Origin of the sequence: Desulfovibrio sp. X2 (assembly GCF_000422205.1) — a bacterium.
GTDB lineage: Bacteria > Desulfobacterota > Desulfovibrionia > Desulfovibrionales > Desulfovibrionaceae > Alkalidesulfovibrio.
On record NZ_ATHV01000017.1, the window covers coordinates 1 to 23,602 of the forward strand.

General features: G+C 67.4%; 15 protein-coding genes. 10 read left to right on the plus strand and 5 right to left on the minus strand.

The window, feature by feature from the left end; translation table 11 throughout:
• Positions 1-215: 215 nt before the first annotated feature.
• The gene (gene ybaK, locus DSX2_RS06030; protein ID WP_020880275.1) at positions 216-680 is read left to right on the plus strand and encodes a Cys-tRNA(Pro) deacylase; all 465 of its coding nucleotides are present in this window, start codon (positions 216-218) and stop codon (positions 678-680) included.
• Positions 681-814: 134 nt separating this feature from the next.
• Here the strand turns inward: ybaK and DSX2_RS18255 are convergent, their stop codons facing one another.
• From DSX2_RS18255 to DSX2_RS06045, 4 genes are all read right to left on the minus strand, one after another.
• A complete protein-coding gene (locus DSX2_RS18255) occupies positions 815-2,437 on the minus strand; it encodes a hypothetical protein (RefSeq protein ID WP_020880276.1) in 1,623 nt (540 codons plus the stop codon).
• A 322-nt stretch (positions 2,438-2,759) separates the two neighbouring features.
• A complete protein-coding gene (locus DSX2_RS06035) occupies positions 2,760-3,755 on the minus strand; it encodes an acyltransferase (RefSeq protein ID WP_020880277.1) in 996 nt (331 codons plus the stop codon).
• 449 nt (positions 3,756-4,204) lie between these two features.
• Positions 4,205-6,121 carry an acetate--CoA ligase gene (gene acs, locus DSX2_RS06040; protein ID WP_020880278.1) on the minus strand — a complete coding sequence of 639 codons (1,917 nt, stop codon included), beginning with the start codon at positions 6,119-6,121 and terminating at the stop codon, positions 4,205-4,207.
• 155 nt (positions 6,122-6,276) lie between these two features.
• The gene (locus DSX2_RS06045; protein WP_020880279.1) at positions 6,277-7,155 is read right to left on the minus strand and encodes a LytTR family DNA-binding domain-containing protein; all 879 of its coding nucleotides are present in this window, start codon (positions 7,153-7,155) and stop codon (positions 6,277-6,279) included.
• A gap of 159 nt (positions 7,156-7,314) precedes the next feature.
• Between DSX2_RS06045 and DSX2_RS06050 the strand changes: the two genes are divergently transcribed.
• The 6 genes from DSX2_RS06050 to buk all read left to right on the plus strand — a co-directional run bounded on the left by DSX2_RS06050 (position 7,315) and on the right by buk (position 13,665).
• A complete protein-coding gene (locus tag DSX2_RS06050) occupies positions 7,315-8,268 on the plus strand; it encodes a 4Fe-4S ferredoxin, iron-sulfur binding protein (protein WP_020880280.1) in 954 nt (317 codons plus the stop codon).
• Between the two features lie 184 nt (positions 8,269-8,452).
• Positions 8,453-10,252 carry a translation elongation factor 4 gene (gene lepA / locus DSX2_RS06055; RefSeq protein WP_020880281.1) on the plus strand — a complete coding sequence of 600 codons (1,800 nt, stop codon included), beginning with the start codon at positions 8,453-8,455 and terminating at the stop codon, positions 10,250-10,252.
• Between the two features lie 10 nt (positions 10,253-10,262).
• Entirely contained in the window at positions 10,263-10,922 is a 660-nt protein-coding gene (gene lepB, locus DSX2_RS06060) for a signal peptidase I (protein ID WP_035041017.1), read from the plus strand.
• Between the two features lie 217 nt (positions 10,923-11,139).
• Entirely contained in the window at positions 11,140-11,619 is a 480-nt protein-coding gene (gene ilvN, locus DSX2_RS06065; RefSeq protein ID WP_020880283.1) for an acetolactate synthase small subunit, read from the plus strand.
• A 4-nt stretch (positions 11,620-11,623) separates the two neighbouring features.
• Positions 11,624-12,544, plus strand: coding sequence for a phosphate acyltransferase (locus DSX2_RS06070; protein ID WP_020880284.1), 921 nt, complete (start codon positions 11,624-11,626; stop codon positions 12,542-12,544).
• 32 nt (positions 12,545-12,576) lie between these two features.
• The gene (gene buk / locus DSX2_RS06075; protein WP_020880285.1) at positions 12,577-13,665 is read left to right on the plus strand and encodes a butyrate kinase; all 1,089 of its coding nucleotides are present in this window, start codon (positions 12,577-12,579) and stop codon (positions 13,663-13,665) included.
• Between the two features lie 10 nt (positions 13,666-13,675).
• Here buk and DSX2_RS06080 read toward each other — a convergent pair whose 3' ends face one another.
• Positions 13,676-15,046, minus strand: a complete 1,371-nt coding sequence (locus DSX2_RS06080; RefSeq protein WP_020880286.1) for an APC family permease — start codon at positions 15,044-15,046, stop codon at positions 13,676-13,678.
• Positions 15,047-15,259: 213 nt separating this feature from the next.
• Here DSX2_RS06080 and DSX2_RS06085 point away from each other — a divergent pair, with 213 nt between their 5' ends.
• The 3 genes from DSX2_RS06085 (at position 15,260) to ftsH (ending at position 23,586) form a co-directional block, all read left to right on the plus strand.
• Positions 15,260-15,895 carry an HAD family phosphatase gene (locus DSX2_RS06085; protein WP_020880287.1) on the plus strand — a complete coding sequence of 212 codons (636 nt, stop codon included), beginning with the start codon at positions 15,260-15,262 and terminating at the stop codon, positions 15,893-15,895.
• A gap of 192 nt (positions 15,896-16,087) precedes the next feature.
• Positions 16,088-21,511, plus strand: coding sequence for a CheR family methyltransferase (locus DSX2_RS06090; RefSeq protein WP_020880288.1), 5,424 nt, complete (start codon positions 16,088-16,090; stop codon positions 21,509-21,511).
• Positions 21,512-21,702: 191 nt separating this feature from the next.
• The gene (gene ftsH, locus DSX2_RS06095) at positions 21,703-23,586 is read left to right on the plus strand and encodes an ATP-dependent zinc metalloprotease FtsH (protein ID WP_020880289.1); all 1,884 of its coding nucleotides are present in this window, start codon (positions 21,703-21,705) and stop codon (positions 23,584-23,586) included.
• The last annotated feature ends 16 nt before the right edge of the window (positions 23,587-23,602 follow it).

A 23,602-nucleotide genomic window follows, 5' to 3' on the forward strand; every position in this document is an offset into this window, starting at 1 on the left:
GGTTCCCCGCCTCCTCCCCACACCCCTCCTCCACCCTTCCCCAAAACTTTTCACCGCGCTTCGCGGGGCTTGCCGGGTGCCGGGGCAGGGGGAACGACGCCGAGCCCCGGAGCGCAGGCCACGGTCGAAACGGCCGGGACGCCCGCGTGGACGTTGCGCGTCGGGCGCGGGGAGGGTAACTCGCTGTGTCGGCGTCGGAAGAGACAGGAGGAGACATGACCCCGGCCATAGACCGCGCGAAGAAGGCCAGGATTTCCTACACGGTCCACGAGTACCGGCACGACCCCTCGGCCGAGTCCTACGGCCGCGAGGCCGCGGACAAGCTGGGCGTGGACCCGGCCCGGGTCTTCAAGACCCTGGTCGCGGCCGCGGGCGACGGCCTCGTGGTGGCCGTGGTGCCGGTCATGCAGCGCCTGGACCTGAAGCTCCTGGCCCGCGCCCTGGGCGTCAAGAAGGCCGCCATGGCCGACCCGGCCCTGGCCGAGCGCGTCACCGGCTACGTGGTCGGCGGCCTGAGTCCCCTGGGGCAGAAGAAGCGCCTGCCCACGGTCATCGACGCCTCGGCCGAGGCGCAGCAGACCATCTTCGTCAGCGCCGGACGCCGCGGCGTGGACATCGAACTCTCCCCCAAGGACCTCGCCGCCCTCACGGGCGCCACCTTCGCCCCGGTCGCCGGGTAGCAGCGGAAAATCATGAAGCTCAAATCAGAAGGCTTTGGAGAAGGAAGCCCCATTGAGGGATGCTTCTACCTTTACTCAGGTTAATCACAGATGAAGTACCTAACTCACATGACAGAATATCTTATTATATAATATCAGCTGGCTCCTGTCCGACGGTGCCCTGGCATATCAGAAATGACAATTTGCATAGACTGTTGATCCCACGCATAATAAATTCTTAGGCATCTTGATGGATCACGAGTATTCCCACCACATTTTACATGCCAGTCTGCAACAAGCCGTTGACCACAAAATTCAAATTCATAACTATCACCACCACACGATGAATTCCTAACGCCTTCCTCAACTACTGACTCAGATATCTTCCCGCCGCCTTCCATTCTGCGTTTTCGGCACTCATCAGCGAGCCAAAGGAGGCAACGAGCAGCCAACGATACATCAGTGAAATCAGGTTTACTGACACCTCGACGGGCGGCAGGTGCCAGCACTAATCGTCCTACCAAATTTTTATCGCACCAATCAGCAAAATCTCCCCAGGATGTAGGCATTGTGACATCATCGTCCTCTCTATTCCCATATTTTTCCAAACACTCTGTCAGGTTCTGTATTCTGATCGTCGCTCCTCTCAGATGTGCTTCGACAGATTTTGCGCGGTCCTCTGCAGCCTTATGAAAATCACTTAATTGTTGTTCCCAGTCCTTAGCTTCCTTCAATTCGTCCTCTAAAGACCTAATTCTGCGCTGTGCAGACTCAAGTTGTTTTAAATAACTTGATCCATCATTAATTCCTCGCTCTTGCTCGATCTTTAGAGAATATGTACGAACAGCAGAAAATGTCATTACGTCGTGATCTAATCGCGTGCGAAATAGACTATGATTCGCAGCAAGCAACCTCAAAAGGTGGACACATTGCAGTGATCCATGTGCAGAACAAATTTGATCCGCAAGAAAAAGCCTATGCTCATACGGATTTGCACTAGCGCTAAATCCAGGCATAAAAACACGGACAGCACCATGAAAAACAGACCGCATCTTACCAAATTTATCGCTCAATGAATAAGTATATTCACCTGGGAGGACTACGACATGTGCAAGTCCGACAGTTGCACTTGCCAACAATCCTGTATTAATCAATGGACTGTTTGGATTTTTTGATCGAACATCGCCTGATGCGATGAAGATAGGGAGTACTCTCCTACTATCTTCTAACATATTGATCAGTTTTTCAATGTCGTCTTCAGATGCGATAACCCACGGCTTTGATTCAATTTTATATGCCCCCACAGCCAAACCACACTTTCTGGAGATCTGGTGCAATAAACCTGGGGGATGAGGCTCGATCTGAAACTCATCTTCGCTCGTGCTCGCAGTTAAGCGTAAGCTGAGGAGAGGACCAGTTTTATGAGCTTGGCCGAGAGTAACTTCAGTTGTCCAAGTTCGCCCTGGAATCTCTTTGTCAGGATCGTCGGCACGGAACGCCCAGATATCTGTGGTACCAGTGCGGAGCCTAACTCCCATAGTGGTTCTGCCGCCAGCGAGATATTCAAAACTATTCCCCGACCATGCTGTTTCGGGCAAAGCCCCCCCTGATCGCCGCTGAGCCCATGTGAGCACTTCACGCCGAGCCTTTTCCATGCGCTCTGTGCCGGCTCCAAATGCTAACGATGCTGCAATACGAAGTACTTCGTGCTCACGAACTTTTTGGGTCGAACGAATTTTAGAAAGACCCTGGCCATCGTTCGTAGTACGGCTTCCCATCTCCCCCCCCCAGAAGTGGCTAGCTGCCAGCTAATGAACAATATCTGCATAGTCTGAAATCATGATTCATCCAGAAAGTCAGCATCAAGTATATAAATATTGCCCTGCAAGTATCAAGAAACATCATCTCTCCGCCATATCCTCCCCTCTCACGCAAAAAGCGGCCGAAATCGGCGCCGCCCCCGACGCACCCGACAGGGCGCTCAAAAAGCACCGGATGCAAGGCGCAAGAAACGCTCAAGCCCGACGCGTATTCTTCCATACGCGAGGGCTTGAGCGTTTCGCGGCAACGCCGCAGACGGCGCTTTTTCAGCGCCCTGCCTCAGAGCACCGTGCGCAGGCGGGTGTGGTTGCGCAGCTCTATGGTCAGGAGCAGGGCGAGGCCGTAGACGATGCAGGCCTTGGCCAGGGGGAGGAGGTAGTCGTTGAGCCCGGCCCTGCCGTAGAGATAGATGAGGAAGGGGTGCAGGGCGTAGAGGCCGAGGGAGTAGCGGCCGATGCGGGCCAGGGGGTTTTCCTTGCGGATCTCCTCGTTGCAGATGAAGTGCAGCAGTCCGAAGACGAGGACGACCGAGCCGAGCCCGTAGAGCGGGAGCCTGTGCACGGCGGAGAGGAGCAGGGCGTTCTCGGCCGTGGACACGACGAGGCCGAGGGCGATGTACCTGAGGCAGCCGCGCCGGACCTTGCGCAGCTTCTCGAAATAAAAGCCCATGGCCATGAACAGGAAGCCGGACATGGGGCCGTTGCGGGTGTCGACGTGCAGGTCCGGGCCGCCGAGCAGCGCGCCGTAGCCCTGGCCGAGCATGCCCGCGCAGTAGAGGAGGCCCGCGGCGACGAGGACCGTGCGGGGCCTGCAGCGGGTGGTGAAGAGGAAGAGGAGCGCGGTGGAGGAGACGAGGGAGGGGAAGAACCAGAGGTGGTAGTAGGTGCCGTTCAGCAGCAGGCCGTGGGGCTTGCGCAGGAGGTAGCCGAACATCTCGCGGCTGTGCAGGAAGCCGGCGTGGGTGCGCAGGAGCTCCACCACGTCCACGGCCACGAGGTAGAAGAGGTACCAGAAGGCCGTGATGAGGAGGATCTTCTTCAGGTAGCCGGGGAAGACGTGCTGCCGCACCGCGACCCGGGTCTGGAGCAGGAAGCCCGAGAGGGCGAAGAAGATGGGCACGGCGGAGTTCACCGCGCCGTAGTAGGCGGCCTTGCAGACCGTGCCGCAGGCGCTCTGCGGGAAGGCGAAGAGCGGGATATGGACGCAGACGACGAGGAAGGCCGCGATGGCCTTCGCGAAATCGACGGAGTAGAAGTGCCGCCCGCTCCCGTTCATGGCCCTGCATCCCGCTTCGCGATGCAACACCCAGGACATCGGCGCGTTTTGGCTTTGCGCCGACTCTGCCAGGAACGCCCATGCCGCTCAGAATCTGAACGACAGTCCCACCCCGTTTGCTTTCCTCGCTACACCTCCCGCCCCCCGCGCGCAATCCCCCGCGGGGAAAAAAACGCACCCGAATCGACGCGAAACCGCCTTTTTCTGAACGGGGACGAATTCCCAGGGAAAAAGGGAAAAGACCGGGACGGCACGCACCGCCCCCCGCCGCCCCGCCGCCCCGACACCCCGACACCCCGACACCCCGGCAGGGCGCTCAAAAAGCACCCGATGTTGCGCGAAACGCAAGGCGCAAGAAACGCTCAAGCCCGACGCGTATTCTTCCATACGCGAGGGTTTGAGCGTTTCGCGGCAACGCCACAGACGGCGCTTTTTCAGCGCCCTGCCCCCTACTCGTCGTCGAGCATGGAGACGTCGCCGGGCTCGGTGCCGAGTTCCTCGGCCTTGAGCAGGCGGCGCATGATCTTGCCGGATTTGGTTTTCGGCAGGTCGGCCCGGAACTTGACGCCCTTGAGCTCGGCCACGGGACCGAGTTCGCGGCGCATGTGCTCGCGCAGTTCGCGGGCCAGCTCGTCGCTCTCCTCGAAGCCCTCGCGCAGGATGACGAAGGCCTTGGCCAGCTCGCCCTTGATCTTGTCCGGCACGCCGATGACCGCGGCCTCGGCCACGGCGCGGTGGCTGACCAGGGCGCTCTCGAGCTCGGCCGTGCCCAGGCGGTGGCCCGCGATGTTGATGACCTCGTCGGCCCGGCCCTGCATCCAGAAGTAGCCGTCCTCGTCGCGCCGGGCCACGTCTCCGGCCAGGTAGCAGCCGGGGATCCTGTTCCAGCAGGCGAGGTAGGCCTCCTCGTCGTTCCACACGCTGTGCATCATGCCGGGCCAGGGGCGGCGGATGACGAGCAGCCCGCCCTTGCCGGGCGGCACCGGGGCGCCGCTGCGGTCCACGATGTCGGCCTCGATGCCGGGCAGGGGCTTGTTCACGCTGCCGGGCTTGATGAGCGAGACCGGCATGGGCGCGATCATGATCTGGCCGGTCTCGGTCTGCCACCAGGTGTCCATGACCGGGCACTCGCCGCGGCCGATGGTCTGGTAGAACCAGACCCAGGCCTCGGGATTGATGGGCTCGCCCACGCTGCCGAGCATGCGCAGGGAGGTGAGGTCGTGCTGGCGCGGGAACTGGTTGCCGTAGCGCATGAGCATGCGGATGGTCGTGGGCGTGGTGTACAGCGCCGAGACCCCGTGCTTGGCCGTGATGTGCCACATGCGGTCGGCCTGGGGATAGAGCGGGTGGCCCTCGTAGAGGAGCGTGGTGGTGCCCGCCAGGAGCGGCGCGTAGACCGCGTAGGAGTGGCCGGTGATCCAGCCCGGGTCCGCGGTGCACCAGAAGATGTCCGTGGGCTTGATGTCGAAGACCCAGTTGAGCGTATGGTGCACGCCCACCATGTAGCCGCCGTGGGAGTGGACGACGCCCTTGGGCTTTCCGGCCGCGCCCGAGGTGTAGAGCAGGAACAGGGGGTCGTTCGCGGACATGACCTCTGTCGGGGCCTCGGGCTTCTCGTGGCGCACGATGTCGTCGTACCAGACGTCGCGCGCGGCGTGCATCTCCACGTCCAGGTTGGCGCGGCGCACGACCACGCAGATGTCCACGGCGTCCAGGTCGTCGCCCGCCAGGACCTCGTCCAGGGAGGCTTTCAGCGGCACCACGCGACCGTTCCTGTAGAAGCCGTCCGCGGTGATCAGGCACTTGGCGCGGGCGTCGCGCAGGCGCTCCTTGAGCGCCTTGCCGGTGAAGCCGGGGAAGACCACGCAGTGCACGGCGCCGATCTTGGCGCAGGCGAGCATGGAGATGACCGTCTCGGGCAGGGGCGGCATGTAGACGACCACGCGGTCGCCCTTGGCCACGCCCAGCGAGCGCAGCGCCCCGGCCAGCTTGTTCACGGCGCGGTAGAGCTCGAAGTAGGTGAACTTGCGGATGTCGCCGGGCTCGCCCTCCCAGATGAGGGCCAGGCGGTGCTTGTTGCCGGTCTTGGTGTGCCGGTCCAGGGCGTTGTGCGCGATGTTGCAGCGCGCGCCCGGGAACCAGGAGAAGTGCGGCGGCGCGCTCTCGTCCAGGACCTTGTCCCAGCGGCGGAACCATTCGAGCTCCAGGGCGGCGGACTCCCAGAAGCCGAGCGGGTCCTGCGCGGCCTGGCGATAGGCCGCGGCGAGTTCCTGCGGATTGACGTTGGCCTCCATGACGAGGCCGGGCAGGGGCCTGAAGACGCGGTCCTCCTGCAGGAGCGTGTCTAGAGCGCCGGACTGGTCCATGTCGCGTCTCCTTGCGGCGCGCCGCTCCGGCCCTCCGGATGGCGGGGCCCGAAGGCCCGGAGGCGGCAACGCCACGCATGCGTATACTGTCCGCCCGAACGGCGGGCGCGAGAAATTCGGCCGATGGTCGTGAGGGGGCGGTAAGCGGTCGTCATCTACAGCCCCAGGATCTGCTTGAGGTCCGCGATGCGCCTGCGGCTCACGGGCAGCTCGATGCGCGTCTTGCCCTTGATGGTGGTGCGCAGCATGAAGTTCGAGCCGGGCAGCGAGGCGATCTCCGTGACCATGTCCAGGTTCACCAGGAACTTCCTGTGCACGCGGAAGAAGCGGTGCGGCCGGAGCCTGACCTCGAGGTCCTTCAGGCGGTGCGAGGTCAGGAACTTGGTCTGGGCCGTGTGCACGTAGGAGTAGTCCTCGTAGGCCTCCACGAAGATGATCTCGTCGTAGGGCACGAGGATGAGCTTGCCGTCGAGGGTGATGGGCAGCTTCTCGATCTCCGGGCTCCTGCCCTTGAAGTCCCAGGCCTGGCGCAGGGCGGAGAGGAAGCGGTCCTCCTCGTCCTCGGCCATGGGCACCTTGACCACGCCGCCCTCCTCGTCCTCGTCGTCCGGGTCGCCCCCGTCCCAGCCGCGCGGCTGGGGCAGGGCGGCCTCCTTGAAGGTGGAGCGGAAGGCGCGCAGCCGCGAGAGCGTCTTCTCCATGCGCGCGCCCTCGCAGGGCCAGCGCAGGTAGTCCAGTGCCTCCAGCTCGAAGGCCTTGCAGGCCAGGGACTCGTCCTCGGCCACGAAGACCAGCGCCGGGCGGTTCTTGCGCTGCCCGAGCATCTGGGCCAGCTCCGCGCCGGACACGCCGCCGGGCAGGTCGAAGCCCAGGAAGACCGCGCCGTAGGACACGGCCTCGATGAGCTCCATGGCCTCGAAGGCGCTCACAGCCTCGCCCACCACACGCACGAAGTCCGAGCCGGAAAGCGCGCGGCGGAGCTCGTCCCGGACCTGCGGGTCGGGATGGAGGAGGAGGATGCGGAACTTGTCCATGGCTGGCCCTGGTGGTAGAAAGCCCCTATCTTGGCGCGAACCTAGCCGGATTTCCGGCCGCCCGCAAGGGCGCGGGACCGTGGGGCGCGCGGCGGTCGGGCTGACGCGAGGCCTGCACCAGGGTTCCGCACGCCGAATCCGCGCGCAAAGCGAGGAAACATGACGGGCACGGAGCTGACCTTCGAGGAGGCGGCCGGGATCATCCGCCGCCGCATGGCCGATCCGGCCGTGAACCGGCAGGGGCCGGACTGCGGCGATCCCTGCTTTCGCGAGCCGCTGGTCGGCGTGGCCGCGGGCGACGACGCGCTCTGGGCCTTCTTCAAGAAGGACATCGGCGAGTTTTTCCAAAGCCCCGCGGAGGCCTTTGCCGAGGCCTTCCCGGACGCGCCCGCGCCCGCGGCAAGACTTCGCGTCATCTCCTGGGTGCTGCCCCAGACCCCAGGGACGCTGGCCGCCCACAAGAAGGAGAAGGAGTACCCGAGCCTGCCCTGGAGCCGGGTGCGCCACTTCGGCGAGATGGTCAACGACGGGCTTCGCGCCCACGTGGTCGAGGAGCTGGCCGCGCGCGGGGTGCGCGCCTGCGCCCCGGTCCTGCTGCCCTCCTTCGGGCGGCGCACCTCGGAAAAGTACCTTTTCGCCTCCAGCTGGTCCGAGCGCCACGCGGCGCACGTGGCCGGGCACGGCACCTTCGGCCTCTCGGACGGGCTGATCACGCGCGCGGGCAAGGCCCACCGCGTGGGCTCCGTGGTGGCCGAGTGCGCGCTTCTCCCCACCCCGCGCGAGTATTCGGGACACCGCGACTGGTGCCTCTTCTTCGCCAAGGGCACCTGCGGCGCCTGCGCCAGGCGCTGCCCCGCGGGCTCCATCCGCACGCCCGAGGAGGGCGGGCGCGACAAGCAGCGCTGCTTCGACTACATCCGCGGCACAACGCAGCACTACGTGCGCGACCACCAGCTCGGCGTGGAGGTCTCGTCCTGCGGCCTGTGCCAGGCCGGGGTGCCGTGCAGCGCGGGCATCCCCAGGCCGCTCCTGCGCGGGGCGCCCGCCGCCTCGGACGCCGCGTCCGACGCAGCCTCGGGCGCCGCGCCCGGCACGGCTTCGGCCGACGATTAGACAGCCGGGGCCGGATGGCCTACAAGGGGGCGCCTCGCGCGCAGGAAGCGCCGGGCACGCCCCCGAGACATATCCGCGCGGGCCTTCCGGGGGAGGGCGCCGCGAGGCTGCCCGGTGCGCTCTTTTCAGCGGCCCCGAAAGCGTGTAAAGCGGGGGCACGGCACGCTCTCCGACCCCACATCATATGGAAAACATAAGAAATTTCAGCATCATAGCCCACATCGACCACGGCAAGTCCACGCTTGCCGACCGCATTCTCGAGCTTACCGGCCTGGTCGGCGAGCGCGAGAAGCGGGAGCAGTACCTGGACCGGATGGAGCTCGAGCAGGAGCGGGGCATCACCATCAAGGCCCAGAGCGTGCGCATTCCTTACCGGGCCAAAGACGGCAAGGACTACGTCCTGAACCTCATCGACACGCCGGGGCACGTGGACTTCTCCTACGAGGTCTCGCGCTCCCTGGCCGCCTGCGAGGGCGCGCTGCTGGTCGTGGACGCTACCCAGGGCGTGGAAGCCCAGACGCTGGCCAACGTCTATCTGGCGCTGGACCACGACCTGGAGGTCATCCCGGTCCTGAACAAGATCGACCTGCCCTCGGCCGAGCCGGAGCGGGTCAAGCAGGAGATCGAGGAGGGCATCGGGCTCGACTGCTCGCAGGTCATCACGGTCTCCGCCAAAACCGGCATGAACGTGGACCAGGTGCTCGAGGCCATCGTCAGCCGCCTGCCCCCTCCGAAGGGCAGCGAGGACGAGCCGCTGAAGGCCCTGATCTTCGACTCCTGGTACGACTCGTACCAGGGCGTGGTGGTCCTCTTCCGGATCATCGACGGCCGCATCAAGACCGGACAGCGCATCATGATGAACTCCAACAAGGCGGAGTTCGAAGTCGGGTCGCTGGGCGTGTTCTCGCCCGACGCCCTGGCCGTGAAGAGCCTCGGGCCCGGAGAGGTGGGCTTTCTCACGGCATCCATCAAGAACCTCGCGGAAGCCCGCGTGGGCGACACGATCACCGATCCCAGGAGGCCCACGCCGCATCCCTTCCCGGGCTTCAAGAAGATCAAGCCCATGGTCTTCTGCGGCCTCTACCCCGTGGAACCCGCGGAGTACGAGCCGCTGAAGGCCGCCCTGGAGAAGCTGCAGCTGAACGACGCGGCCTTCTCCTTCGAGCCCGAAACGTCGCAGGCGCTCGGCTTCGGCTTCCGCTGCGGCTTCCTCGGGCTCTTGCACATGGAGATCATCCAGGAGCGCCTGGAGCGCGAGTTCCAGGCCAAGCTCATCGCCACCGCGCCGTCGGTCATCTATCGCGTGACCACGGTCAAGGGCGACGTCTTCGAGATCGACAACCCCTCGAAGATGCCCGACGTGACCAAGATCCAGGAGCTGGCCGAGCCCTGGGTGAAGATGGAGATCCACGTGCCCAACGAGTACGTGGGCGCGGTGCTCAAGCTCTGCGAGGAGAAGCGCGGCCTGCAGAAGGACATGCGCTACCTCACGGCGAACCGCGTGATCATCACCTACGAGCTGCCCTTCGCCGAGATCGTCTTCGACTTCTTCGACAAGCTGAAGTCCGTGACCCGCGGCTACGCCTCCATGGACTACGAGATCAAGGAGTTCCGCGGCTCGGACCTCGTGAAGCTCGACATCCTGATCAACGGCACGCCCGTCGACGCCATGTCCACCATCGTCCACCGCTCCGGTGCCGAGCGCATGGGACGCAAGCTCGCACTCCGCCTGAAGCGCACCATCCCCCGACAGCTCTTCGAGGTGATCATCCAGGCGGCCATCGGTAACCGCATCATCGCCCGCGAACGCAACGCCCCCATGCGCAAGGACGTCACCGCCAAGTGTTACGGCGGCGACATCACGCGCAAGCGCAAGCTTCTGGAGAAGCAGAAGGAAGGCAAACGGCGCATGAAGCGCATGGGCAACGTCGAGTTGCCGCAGGAAGCCTTCCTGGCCGCGCTCAAGGCGGGCGACGATGACTAACGAGGAAAGCATGAATCCCCGCACGATAAAGCTCATCAAGGAATATACCGAAGCCCTGTTCATCGCGCTGATCCTGGCGCTGTTCATCAGGAGCTTCGTGGTCCAGGCCTTCAAGATCCCCTCCGGCTCCATGCTCCAGACGCTGCAGATCGGCGACCACCTGCTGGTCAACAAGTTCATCTACGGCGTGCGCCTGCCCTACCTGCACACCCAGATCATCCCGGTCTCCGAGCCCAAGGACGGCGACATCATCGTCTTCATCTTCCCGGGCGCGCCCGTGCAGGGCACCGGCATCTTCTCCCTGGACGAGCAGATGCGCGCAGGCGCCGGGGGCAAGGACTTCATCAAGCGCGTCATCGGCGTGCCCGGTGACACCATCGAGATCAAGGACAAGGTGGTCTACCGCAACGGCCAGCCCCTGAGCGAGCCCTACGTGCAGCACGTGGACCCGCGCATCATCCCCTCGCGCGACGACATGGCCCCCGTGACCGTGCCGCCCGACCACTACTTCGTCATGGGCGACAACCGCGACGAGTCCTACGACTCGCGCTACTGGGGCTTCGTGCCGCGCGAGAACATCCTCGGCAAGGCCATGATCCTCTACTGGTCCTGGGGCCCGGGCGGCATCACCGACGTGCGCTGGGACAGGATCGGCCGCGTGGTCCACTAGCCCTCTGCCCGCCCCTGCCCGCCGCACATGCGGCGGACGCAGCGAAACGGCCCCCGCGCGAGCGCTCGCGCGGGGGCCGTTTCGTTGCGGGCGGCGCGGGGAGTGGCCTTCGCTCCCGGCTTGGTCTATAGCTGCGGCTCGTGCGCCGCGCGGCGCGAAGCCGCGGCGGCGAGGCGCGCGGCAAGGTCCGCGGCAAGCGCACGTCAAGGAGAACCCCGTGAAGCACACCATTTCCGCCCTGGTCAGGAACCGCCCGGGCGTGCTGGCCGAACTGGCCCTGATGTTCAAGGAAGAGAAGCTCAACATCAAGAGCATCGCCGCGGGCGAGACCGAGGACCCCGAGGTCACGCGCCTGGTCATCTGCCTGGACGCCGAGGGCGGCGAGGTGGAGCTGGTGACGGAGAAGATCGCGGGCATGGACTGGGTGCTGCAGGTGGACGACCTGGCGCGCAAGGAGTTCGTGGACCGCGAGCTGCTGCTGGTGAAGGTGCGCATGGACCGCGAGAACCTGACCCAGCTCATGCAGATCTTCGAGGTCTTCCGGGCCTCGGTGGTCGGCATGGGCCAGGAGAGCATCACCGTGGAGATGGCCGGGGACCAGGAACGCGTGGAGGGACTCGTCAAGCTGCTCAAGCCCTTCGGCATCAAGAGCCTGTGCCGCAGCGGCATGATCGCGCTCAAGCGCGGCGACGAGTAGCCCCATGCGCATCCGCAGCTTCCGCGATCTCCTCGCGGCCGCGCGCGCGGCCACCATGCCCCGCGTGGCGGTGGTCCGCTGCGCCGAGGGCTTCGTCCTGCGCGCGGCCGTGGCCGCCTACCGCCACGGCGTGGCCGAGCCCATCCTCATCGGCGACACCGAGGCCGCGAGAAGGCGCGCCGCCGAGCTCGGCCTGGACATCTCCCCCTTCGAGCAGGTGGACGCCGACGACGACGCGGCCGCCCTGGACGCGGCCATCGGCATGTACAAGGCGAGCGAGGCGGCGCTGCTCATGAAGGGCCTCATCAGCACGGCGACGCTGCTCAAGGCCGTGCTGCACAAGGACAAGGGCGTGCCGCCGAAAGGCATCCTCTCGCACGTGGCGCTCTTCGAGCGGCCCGGCTCCGGCCGCCTCATGGCGCTCACCGACGCGGGCGTGAACATCAAGCCGAACCTGCAGCGCAAGGCCGAGATCGTGCGCAACGCCGTCTCTGTGCTGCGCGCCCTGGGCGTCAGGACGCCGCGCGTGGCCATGCTCGCGGCCACGGAGAAGGTCAACTTCCCGGCCATGCCCGCCACCCTGGACGCGGACCTCATCGCCAAGATGAGCGCGCAGGGCGAGTTCGGCCCCGCCCTGGTGGCCGGGCCGCTGCAGCTGGACATCGCGGTCTCGCCCCGCGCGGCCAGGGTCAAGGGCTACAGCCACCCCGTGGCCGGGCGCGCGGACATCCTCTGCGTGCCGGACATCGAGAGCGGCAACGTGCTCTACAAGTCGCTGAGCAGCTTCTCGGCCTGCGACATGGCGGGCATCGTGGCGGGCAGCAGCGTGCCCATGGTCGTGGCCTCGCGCGGCGACTCGGAGCGCAGCAAGCTCTTCTCCCTGGCGCTCGGCACCTACCTTTCCCGCTGCCCGGACATTTCCTAGATATCCTGCCGAGAGAAGGCTTCGAGGCGCGCATGAGAATCCTGGCCATAAACCCCGGCTCCACGACCACCAAGCTCGCCCTGTTCGAGGACGAGACGGCGCTCCTCTCCGTGGAGATCGCCCATCCCAAGGACGCCCTGCTGGCCGTGCCCCGCGTGGCGGAGCAGCAGGAGCTGCGCGCCCAGGCCGTGCGCGAGGCCCTGGCCCTGTACCCGGCGGCGTGCGGAAGGGTCGACGCCGTGGTCGGCCGCGGCGGCCTGCTCGCGCCCATCCCGGGCGGCACCTACGCCATCACGGAGCCCATGCTCGAGGTCCTGGCCTCGGCCCGCCACGGCGAGCACGCCTGCAACCTGGGCGCGCCCCTGGCCCTCGAATTCGCGGCCGAGTACGGCTGCCCCGCCTTCATCGTGGACCCGCCCGTGACCGACGAGATGGAGCCCGTGGCCCGCCTGACCGGGCTTCCCGGCATCACCAGGCGCAGCGTCTTCCACGCGCTCTCGCAGCGCGGGGCCGCGCGCGAGGCGGCCCGCCGCCACGGCCTCACGTACGGGGAGAACAACTTCATCGTCGCCCACCTGGGCGGCGGCATCAGCATCGGCGCGCACCGCCGGGGCAAGGTCGTGGACGTGATCAACGCCCTGGACGGCGAAGGCCCCTTCTCGCCCGAGCGCGCGGGCCACGTGCCCATCCTGCGCGTCCTGCCCATGCTCGAGCGCGGGGAGCTGGACCCGGAGGGGCTGCGCACCCTGCTCCTCACCCGCGGCGGCCTCTTCGCCCACCTGGGCACCAACGACCTGCGCGAGGTCGAGGCCCGCATCGCGGCGGGCGACGAGGCGGCGCGCCTGGTCTTCGACGCCCTGGCCTACAACATCGCCAAGGACGCGGCCTCCTTCGCCCCCGTCTTCGCCGGGCCGGACGGGCTCGACCTGGCGGCCGTGGTGGTCACCGGCGGCATGGCCAGGAGCCCCCGCATGGCGGACGCGCTCGTCTCCGCCCTCTCCTTCCTCGCGCCGGTGGAGATCGTCACCGGGCTCGAGGAGATGCACGCCCTGGCCCAGGGCGCCCTCCTGGCCCTGCGCGGCGAGGTCCCGATGCGCAGCTACGCCGAAGAGACGGAATAGGGCCTCTCCCTCAGCCGCCGGTCTGCCCTGCCGGGGGATGGAGCCTGCCCTTGCCCTTGTGCTCGGGCTTGCGCAGGTAGAGCACGTAGGCGCCCTCCACGGCCATGGCCAGTCCGGCCATGCCCGCCAGGACCCAGAGGTGGGAAGGGTTCGTGCCCGCCACGTGGTCGAGGAGCACGGCGAAGGCGGCCAGGCAGCCGAGGCAGCCCGCGGCCGCGAGCGGACGGCTTGCCCCCACGCGCCGGGCGAGCACGAAGGCCGCGGCGTTGACCGTGGCGAAGATGATCAGGAAGCCCGCGCTGGCCATGGTGGAGATGCTCGACAGCCCGCCCAGGTTCGCCAGGAGCAGGGACAGCCCCGCGGTGATGAGCAGGCCGACCACCGGCTTGTTCCAGACCCTGTCCTCCAGAAATTCCGGCAGCTCGCCCGAGGTGGCGATGACGTAGCTGAGGCGCGCCGCGCCGTAGAGCGTGGCGTTGATGGCCGAGAGCGTGGCCAGGACCGCGGACACGGCCACGATGCGGTAGCCGAAGGCGCCGAGCGCCGGGCGGGCCGCCGCGGCCAGGGCGTAGTCCTCGGCCTGCGCGATGGTCTGGGGCGAAAGGCAGCCCACCGTGACCACGGCGATGAGCACGTAGAGCAGGGTCACGAAGCCTACGGCCGTGAAGTAGGCGCGCGGCAGGGTGCGGGCCGCGTCGCGCACGCCGCCCGCGGCGTTGGCGATGAGCTCGAAGCCCTCGTAGGCCACGAAGATGACCATGCCCGAGCCGATGATCGTGGGCAGGGGCTTCCAGACCGCGGGGGAGAGGCGCGCGGGGTCCACGTAGAAGAGCCCGGAGACGGCCACGAGCAGCAGGATGGCCACCTTGAAGCCCACGATGTAGGTCTCCGCCCGGCTGATGACCGAGGCCGCGGCCAGGTTCAGGAGCGTGGGCAGGACCACGGCCAGGCTTATGAGCAGGTGCACCGTGAGCGGCGAGTGCCAGGCCCCGGGCAGCAGCGTCACGGCGTAGTGGCCGAAGGCGTAGGCGTAGAGCGCCAGGGTGACGATGTAGCCGATGAGCAGCAGGTTGTTCACCACGCCGGTGAAGTAGTCCACGCCGAAGGCGGTGTTGACGAAGACCACGCTGCCCCCGGCGCTCGGAAAGGCCACGGAGAGCCGCGTGTAGCAGTAGGCCGTGAGCAGCGCGAGCAGCCCGCCCGCGAGGAAGGCCACGGGCACGCCGCCGCCCGCGAGCGTCGCGGCCAGGCCGAGCACGGCGAAGATGCCGCCCCCCACCATGCCGCCCACGCCGATGGCCACCGCCCCCCACAGCCCGACCTCGCCGGGCCTGTCCTGTCCATCTCCCTGGCTGCCGCCGCGAGCCTTGCCGTCCGCCATGTCCACCTCCGAACTCGGGATGCCACTGCCTAGCACGCGCGGGCCGCAAGGGAAACCCGAGGCGGGAAAATCGCGCCCCGCATTGGACTTCGACCCGCGAAGGGCTTATGCAGTAGGGAATCGGAGAAAGCCCCGGCACCGCTCCCGACAGGGCCGCCCGGCCCGGGCGGGGAGGCGGGCCGACACGCACGAGACGCACACGGGAGGCAGACGATGAGCTGCGAGAGGAAGATAGTGTCCCCGAGTTCCTTCACCACCCTGTTCCTGGACGTGGGCGGCGTCCTGCTGACCAACGGCTGGGACCGCCACGCGCGCAGCGAGGCCTGCGCGACCTTCGGCCTGGACAAGGACGAGCTCGACGAACGCCACCACCTGACCTTCGACACCTACGAGGAAGGCAAGCTGAGCCTGGACGACTACCTCACGCGGCTGGTCTTCTATACGGAGCGCCCCTTCTCGCGCGAGGACTTCACGCAGTTCATGTTCTCGCGCTCCAAGCCCTTCCAGGAGATGATCGACCTGTGCTGCTCGCTCAAGGCCGCGCACGGGCTGCAGGTGGCCGTGGTCAGCAACGAGGGCCGCGAGCTGACCGAATACCGCATCCGGACCTTCGGCCTGAACAACTTCGTGGACTTCTTCATCTCCTCGTGCTTCGTGCACTTCAGGAAGCCCGACCACGACATCTACAAGATCGCCCTGGACATCGCCCAGGCGCGGCCCGAGCAGGTGGTCTACCTCGACGACCGGGAGATGTTCGTGCAGGAGGCGCAGGGGCTGGGCATCCATTCCATCCACCACACGGGCTACGAGTCGACGCGCAAGGCGCTGGCGGACATCGGGCTCTCATAGGCAAAAAAACGCTTGTCATTCTGATTCATTGGAAAACACCTCTTATTTTTCTGGCTCTCGGGCCTGAAAAATGGGAGGCTTATAACGCCACGCCCGCCGACAGGGGGCGGACAGGGAGGCGGCCGGTCCGGCCTCCTCCCGTGCGTCTTCCATTCGACCAGCAGCATGCTCGCGGCCCCGGGGGGGGCACCGATGGACGACACTGCGCAGGAACCCACAGCTGACGACGCCAAGGCGGCGGCGCCCGCGCCCGCCGCCACGGACGGGAAGGGACGGCTTCCCTTTCCGGTCGTGGCCTTCGGCGCCTCGGCCGGCGGCTTCGAGACGCTGAAGATCATCCTCCAGGGCCTGCCCCCGGACCTGCCCGCGGCCTTCGTCGTCCTCACCCACACATCCTCCCAGATGAAGAGCCATCTGGCAGAGGCCCTGGCGAGCTTCTGCCGCATGCCCCTGCGCGAGATCACGCAGGACATGACGCCCAGGCCCGGCACGCTGCACGTGCCGCCGGGCGGGGTCGACGTGGCCCTCGAGGAGGGGCTCTTGCGCCTCCTGCCCCAGGGCAAGGACCCGCCGCACCGCGGCATCGACCGCTTCCTCGCCTCCCTGGCGCTCCAGCAGGGCGACGCCGCCGTCGCCGTCATCCTCTCGGGCGCGGGCAGCGACGGCACCCTCGGCATCCGCGCGGTCAAGGCCTCGGGCGGCCTGGTCATCGTCCAGGAACCCGCGGACGCCCTGCACGACGGCATGCCGGGCAGCGCCGCGGCCACGGGCATGGCGGACGTCATCCTGCCCGCGGACCATATCGGCCCCTATCTGGTGAAGGCCCTGGGCTCCCGCTTCCTGGCCAGGGGCGCGGGCTCCGTCCCGCGCGAGGCCGCGGGGAGCGAGGAGGAGCTCGGCCGCATCATCTCCCTGCTGCGCGAGCACACGGGCCACGACCTTTCCGGCTACAAGCGCAGCACCATAGCCCGCCGCCTGCACAAGCGCATGCTGCTCACCGGCAAGGAGAGCCTGGATGCCTATGCGGCCGAGCTGGAAGAGAACCCCGAGGAACGCGGCAGGCTCTTCAACGACCTGCTCATCGGCGTGACCTCCTTCTTCCGCGACGAGGAGGCCTTCGCCGTCCTGCGCGACAAGGCCCTGCCCGCGGTCTTCGCCGGGCGGGGACGCGAGGACGTGGTCCGGGTCTGGGTGGCGGGCTGCTCCACGGGCGAGGAGGCCTACTCCGTGGCCATGCTCCTCGAGGAGTACAAGAAGGCGACGGGCGCCGAGTGCGGCATCAAGATCTACGCCACCGACGTCGACAAGAACGCGGTGGCCTCCGCGCGCAAGGGCAGCTACCCGCTGCGCGCGGCAAAGGGCCTTTCCCAGGAACGGCTCGCGGACCACTTCTTCTGCAACGAGGAGAGCTGCCTCGTCTCCCCGAAGCTGCGCGAGAACATCGTCTTCGCCTACCACGACGTGCTGCGCGACCCGCCCTTCCTGGACATCGACATCCTCGTCTGCCGCAATTTCCTGATCTACCTGACCGCCGAGGTCCAGGCCAGGCTCCTCCCGCTCTTCTCCTACGCGCTGAGGCCCGGCGGCTATCTCCTGCTCGGCCCGGCCGAGAGCGTGGGCGACAGCTCCGGCCTGCTCGAGCCCGTTGACGCCAAGTGGCGTCTGTTCAGGAACAAGCGCCTGCCCGGAGACGTGCCCGAGCTGCCGCTGCGCGCCGCCAGGCGCTTCAGCTTCGACAGCGGCCTGTTCGAGGAGAAGGACGCGGGCAAGCGGCTGGACCCGGCCCAGGTGGCCACGCAGGCCCTGCTCAGGCGCTACTCCCGTCCCGCCGCCCTGGTGGACGCGGGCGGCAAGATCGTCCACCTGAACGGGGACGTCCGTCCCTTCCTGGAGCTTCCCGAGGGCGCGCCGAGCCTCGTGGTGCACAAGCTCGCGCGTCCGGCCCTGCGGCCCCACCTGCGCGCCGTCATGGACTCCGCCCTGCGCGACCGGCAGTCCGCGACCTCGGCCCCCCTGCGCCTGGAGCGCGACGGCCGGGAGATGGTCAGGATCGCGGCCGATCCCGTGCTGAGCACGGGCGGGGGCGTGGATTTCCTGCTCGTGTCCTTCGAGGAGGTCGATCCCGCCAGCCTCCCCGCAGGCTGCCAGGGCCAGGAGAGCCTGGGCGAGAACGAGCTGATCACGCGCTACGAGGCGGAGCTGGAACGCACCAACGACCAGCTGCAGAATGCCGTGGAAGGCTACGAGACGCTGAACGAGGAGCTCAAGGCCTCCAACGAGGAGCTCCTGAGCATGAACGAGGAGCTGCAGTCCTCCAACGAGGAGATGGAGGCCTCGCGCGAGGAGCTGCAGTCCCTGAACGAGGAGCTGACCTCGCTCAACAGCGAGCTCGAGGACAAGCTCGCACAGCTGGCCGAGGCCCAGGGGTTCGTGGAGAACCTCCTGACCAGCACCAACCTGGGCACCGTGGTCCTGGACAAGGACCTCAGCGTGGTGCGCTTCACCCCGGCGGCCACGGCCCTCTTCCACCTGCGGCCGACGGACCACGGCAGGCCCGTCGACCAGATCAAGAGCACCTTCAAGGCGCGCGAGCTCATCCCGGACTGCCGCCGCGTGCTCGAAGGCGGCTCCATCGTGGAGCGCGAGGTCAAGACCTCGTCCGGGGCCTGGTATCTCCAGCGCGCCTACCCCTACCACTCGCCCAAGGGCGACGTGGACGGCGTGGTCCTGACCTTCTCCGACGTGACCGAGCTCAAGAAGGCCGAGGCCGTGCTGCGGCGCAGCAACGAGGAGCTCGAGGCGCAGGTCAACGCGCGCACCGAGGAGCTGCGGGAGAAGGCGCGCCTGCTCGACCTGAGCAACGTCCTCGTGCGCGACATGGAGGACCGCATCACCCTGTGGACCTCGGGCAACGAGCGGCTCTACGGCTGGACCAGGGACGAGGCCCTGGGCAAGGTCGCGCACGAGCTCCTGAAGACCGTCTTCCCCATGCCCCACGAGGAGATCATGGAGACCCTCCGGCGCCGGGAGCGCTGGTCGGGCGAGCTGCGGCAGACCGCCAAGGACGGGAGCCACGTCTACGTTTCGAGCCTGTGGGTCCTGAACCGCGACGCCAAGGGCAGGCCCGCCTCCATCCTCGAGGTCGGCAACGACGCCACGGAACGCAAGAAGGCCGAGGCCGAGATCAGCAGCCTGGCGCGCTTCCCGAGCGAGAACCCGAACCCCGTGATGCGCGTCGCCGGTGATCTCCGCGTGGTGCACGCCAACGCGGCCAGCTCCATCTTCCTCGGCCCCCTGGGCGGGGGCCTTGGCGACGAGTTTCCCGCAGCCTACCGCGACTCCCTGCGCCGGGCCTTCGAAAGCGACGCCATCACCCACTTCGAGGCCACGGTGGAGGGCCGCACCTTCGCCTTCGCGGTCTGCCCGGTGTCCGGCGCGGCCTACGGCGACGAAGACGCCGAGGACTACGCCAACATCTACGGCATGGACATCAGCGCCCGCAAGCAGGCCGAGGAGGAGGTGCGCAGAAGCGAGGAACGGGTGCGCCGCCTCGTGGACAGCGCGCCGGACGCCATCATCGTCCAGTCCGAAGGCCGCTTCGCCTACCTGAACCCTGCGGCGGTCCGGCTCTTCGGCGCCGCGAGCGTGGAGGACCTGCTCGGCCGCTCCATCGTCGAGCAGATGCACCCCGACTTCCGGGACGCGGTGCGCGAACGCATCCGCGTGGTCAACGAACAGCGCATCGGCATGCCGAGCGTGGAGCTGGCCTACCTGCGCCTGGACGGCACCGCCGTGCCCGTGGAGGCCGTCTCCGCGCCCTTCGAGCACCAGGGCAAGCCCGCGAGCCTGGTCTTTGCCCGCGACATCACCGACCGCAGGCGGAGCGAGGAGGAGACGCGGCGCCGGCACGAGCTGGCCGGGGCCATGGCCCGCGTCCGCACGGCCTACATCACGGGCAGGCCGAGCGAGGAGATATTCGGCACGGCGCTCGAGGAGATCCTGCGCCTCTCCGGCAGCGCCTTCGGCTACATCGCCAAGCTGCGCACGGACGGGAAGGGCAGGCAGTACCAGCAGTGCCTGGCGGTCTCGGACATCTCCTGGAACGAGGAGACGCGCCGGTTCTACGAGCAACAGGCCCCGGCGGGCATGAAGTTCTACGCCATGGACGGCCTGAACGCCGCGGCCGTTGTCAGCCGCGCGCCCGTGATCTGCGACGACCCGGCCGGGGACCCGCGCAAGAACGGCAGGCTGCCGGAGGGACATCCGGCCCTCACGACCTTCCTGGGGCTGCCCCTGTTCCACGGCAAGGAGCTCGTGGGCAGCATCGGCCTGGCCAACCGCCCCGACGGCTACGACGAGGCACTGGTCGAGTATCTCCAGCCGCTCCTGGACGGCTATGCCCAGGTCATCGAACGGCTGCGCGCCGAGCGCCTGCTGCACGAGGCCAAGGAGGCCGCCGAGGCGGCCAACAAGGCCAAGTCGGAATTCCTGGCCAACATGAGCCACGAGATCCGCACGCCGCTGAACGGCATCCTCGGCATGCTCCACCTCCTGCAGGACACTCCCCTGGACGACGAGCAGAAGGAGTTCCTGGACAACGCCTCGACCTCCTCCAAGCGCCTCTTGCGCCTGCTCTCCGACATCCTCGACCTGTCCATGGTCGAGTCCGGGAAGCTCTCCATCCACAACGACCTCTTCAGCATGCGCGACCTCGAGAAGTCCGTCTGCGACCTCTTCACCATCGCCGCCCGGGACAAGGGCCTCGCCCTCGAGTTCACGGTGGACGAGCGCCTGCCCGCCCGGCTCGTGGGGGACGAGGCGCGGCTCCGGCAGATCCTCTTCAACCTCGTGGGCAACTCCATCAAGTTCACGGACCGCGGCTTCGTGCGCGTCGAGGCCCACGCCCTCGCCTCGCGGAACATCAAGACGCAGCGCGTCCTGTTCGTGGTCGGCGACTCGGGCATCGGCATCCCCGACTCCGAGCTCTCCAGGATCTTCGAGCCCTTCGGCCAGGTCGAGGGCTCCTTCGTGCGCCGCTTCAGCGGGGCAGGGCTCGGCCTGTCCATCGTGGCCCGGCTGGTGCGCCTGATGGACGGCGAGCTGGCCGTGGAGAGCACCGAGGGAGAGGGCACCACCATGTACCTCTCCCTGCCCCTGGCGCAGGCGAAAAGGAAGGAGGCAGCCGCGAAGTCCGGCCCGGCCGGACAGCCCTCCGGCCGAGGCCTCAAGCTGCTCGTGGCCGAGGACGACGCGGTGAACCGCCTGTCGCTTCGGCGCCTGCTGGAAAAGGAAGGGCATGTGGTGAGCATCGCCGAGAACGGGCAGCAGGCCCTGGCCATGCTCGCCAAGGACGACTTCGACTGCGTGCTCATGGACGTGCAGATGCCGGTCATGGACGGCGTGGCAGCCACGCGCGCCATACGCAGCCTGCCCGCCCACAACCCCAAGTCCGCCGTGCCCATCATCGCGCTCACCGCCTACGCCATGAGCGGCGACCGCGAGAAGTTCCTCGAAGCGGGCATGGACGGCTACCTCGCCAAGCCCGTGGACTACGACGCCCTCTCCTCCGCCCTGGCAGACATCCTGCCCCTGGGCGGAGGCATCCCCGAAGACTAGGCCGTCCCGGAACCCGGGAGGGCAGAGCCCTCCTTCCCGCGCCTCCCACGCCCCTCTCCGCCCGCCGGAAACATTTTTTCCCCGTTCTCTTTGCGCTCGCCGCCAAAGGCGTGCTAGGCTCGTAGGAACCGCCATCCCCTGCTCCGGCCGCCCGGACCGGCCGGGCTTCAGATCAGGAGGACGCATCCGCCATGACCGTTTCCCCGCCGCCCCCTTCCCCCATGGACCAGAAGAAAGGCCTGGGCAGGCGCGCCCTCCTGGCCATAGTGCTCACGCTCTCCGTGGGCATCGGCTCCGTCTACCTCTACGGCCCCCGCGAGCCGGACGTGCGCATCGACTACGACGTCTTCCGCAGCGAGGTGCAGAAGGGCGGGGTCGCTTCCGTGAGCGTGCAGGGAGAGCGCATCGACGGTGTCTTCGCCAAGAAGCACGCCAAGGGCGAGGGCAAGGACAAGGTGGAGTACACGAAGTTCTACACCTTCCTGCCGAGCTTCGGCGACCCCCAGCTCCTCGGCCTGCTCGTGGCCAACGACGTCTCCCTGGCCACCAGGCCCAGGGAACGGAGCGGCTGGATATCCACCCTGCTCATCACCCTGCTGCCCATGCTCTTCATCGGCGGGCTGTTCTACATGCAGTACAAGCGCCTGCGCGGACAGGGCGGCGCGGGCGGGCTGTTCGGCATCGGCAAGTCCAAGGCCAGCCTGTACGACAAGTCCAGGGGCGGAAAGACCTTCGAGGACGTGGGAGGCGCGTCGGGCGCCAAGGACGAGCTGCGCGAGATCATCACCTTCCTCAAGGACCCCGGCCGCCTGTCCAAGCTCGGCGGCAAGCCGCCCAAGGGGGTGCTCCTGGTGGGGCCGCCCGGCACCGGCAAGACCCTGCTCGCCCGCGCCGTGGCGGGCGAGGCGGACGTGCCCTTCTACTCCACCTCGGGCTCCGCCTTCATGGAGATGTTCGTGGGCGTAGGCGCCTCGCGCGTGCGCAGCATGTTCGAGGACGCCAAGAAGAACGCCCCGGCCATGATCTTCATCGACGAGCTGGACTCCATCGGCCGCAAGCGCGGCGCGGGGCTCGGCGGCGGCCACGACGAGCGCGAGCAGACCCTGAACCAGCTCCTGAACGAGATGGACGGCTTCGAGCCCAACGAGAAGGTGGTCGTCATGAGCGCCACCAACCGGCCCGACGTCCTGGACCCGGCCCTGCTCAGGCCCGGCCGGTTCGACCGCCGCATCACCGTGGAGCTCCCCAGCCGCGCGGACCGGACGGAGATCCTCACGCTCTACGCCGCGAACAAGCCCATGGCCGAGGACGTGGACCTGGACGAGCTGTCGCGGGCCACCGCGGGCTTCAGCGGCGCGGACCTGGAGAACCTGCTCAACGAGGCCACCCTCTACGCCATGCGCGAGGAACGCGACGCGGTCGCCGCCTCGGACATCGAGCGCGCCCGCGACAAGGTCACCCTGGGGCTGGAGCGCAAGGGCATGTCCATGACCGAGGAGGAGAAGCGCCTCATCGCCTGCCACGAGGGCGGACACGCCCTGGCCGCAGCCCGGCTGGCCCACGCCGACCCCCTGCACAAGGTCTCCATCATCCCCCACTCCCGCTCCCTGGGCGCGACCCTGCAGCTGCCCGAGGACGAGCGGCACGTCTTCCGCAAGAACTACCTGAAGGACCGCCTGGCCGTGATGATGGGCGGCCGCGCCGCGGAGGTCATGCTCCACGGCACCTTCACCTCCGGCGCGGCCAGCGACCTGCACGAGGCCACCGTCCTGGCCCGGCGCATGGTCCTCGAATGGGGCATGGGCGAGGCCTTCAGCCACGTCGCACTCGGCGGGGAACGCCGCAACGTCTTCCTGGGCGGCGAGATCGCCAGCCGACGCGAATACTCCGAGGAGACCGCCCACCTCGTGGACAACGAAGTGAAGCGGCTCCTCGACGAGGCCTTCGAGCGCGCCAGCCGAATCCTCAAGGACAACCGCCCGGTCCTCGAGCGGCTCATCGACGCCCTGCTCGAGCACGAGGAGATAAGCGGCCCCGCCCTGGCCGAGATCGTCGGCCCGGCAGATCCGCAGTGACGCGTCCGGCGGGGCG

Bases quoted from the DNA above. Each gene is read 5' to 3' on its own strand.
- ybaK (WP_020880275.1), top strand. From the start codon at position 216: ATGACCCCGGCCATAGACCGCGCGAAGAAGGCCAGGATTTCCTACACG.
- DSX2_RS18255 (WP_020880276.1), bottom strand. From the start codon at position 2,437: ATGGGAAGCCGTACTACGAACGATGGCCAGGGTCTTTCTAAAATTCGT.
- DSX2_RS06035 (WP_020880277.1), bottom strand. From the start codon at position 3,755: ATGAACGGGAGCGGGCGGCACTTCTACTCCGTCGATTTCGCGAAGGCC.
- acs (WP_020880278.1), bottom strand. From the start codon at position 6,121: ATGGACCAGTCCGGCGCTCTAGACACGCTCCTGCAGGAGGACCGCGTC.
- DSX2_RS06045 (WP_020880279.1), bottom strand. From the start codon at position 7,155: ATGGACAAGTTCCGCATCCTCCTCCTCCATCCCGACCCGCAGGTCCGG.
- DSX2_RS06050 (WP_020880280.1), top strand. From the start codon at position 7,315: ATGACGGGCACGGAGCTGACCTTCGAGGAGGCGGCCGGGATCATCCGC.
- lepA (WP_020880281.1), top strand. From the start codon at position 8,453: ATGGAAAACATAAGAAATTTCAGCATCATAGCCCACATCGACCACGGC.
- lepB (WP_035041017.1), top strand. From the start codon at position 10,263: ATGAATCCCCGCACGATAAAGCTCATCAAGGAATATACCGAAGCCCTG.
- DSX2_RS06070 (WP_020880284.1), top strand. From the start codon at position 11,624: ATGCGCATCCGCAGCTTCCGCGATCTCCTCGCGGCCGCGCGCGCGGCC.
- buk (WP_020880285.1), top strand. From the start codon at position 12,577: ATGAGAATCCTGGCCATAAACCCCGGCTCCACGACCACCAAGCTCGCC.
- DSX2_RS06080 (WP_020880286.1), bottom strand. From the start codon at position 15,046: ATGGCGGACGGCAAGGCTCGCGGCGGCAGCCAGGGAGATGGACAGGAC.
- DSX2_RS06085 (WP_020880287.1), top strand. From the start codon at position 15,260: ATGAGCTGCGAGAGGAAGATAGTGTCCCCGAGTTCCTTCACCACCCTG.
- DSX2_RS06090 (WP_020880288.1), top strand. From the start codon at position 16,088: ATGGACGACACTGCGCAGGAACCCACAGCTGACGACGCCAAGGCGGCG.
- ftsH (WP_020880289.1), top strand. From the start codon at position 21,703: ATGACCGTTTCCCCGCCGCCCCCTTCCCCCATGGACCAGAAGAAAGGC.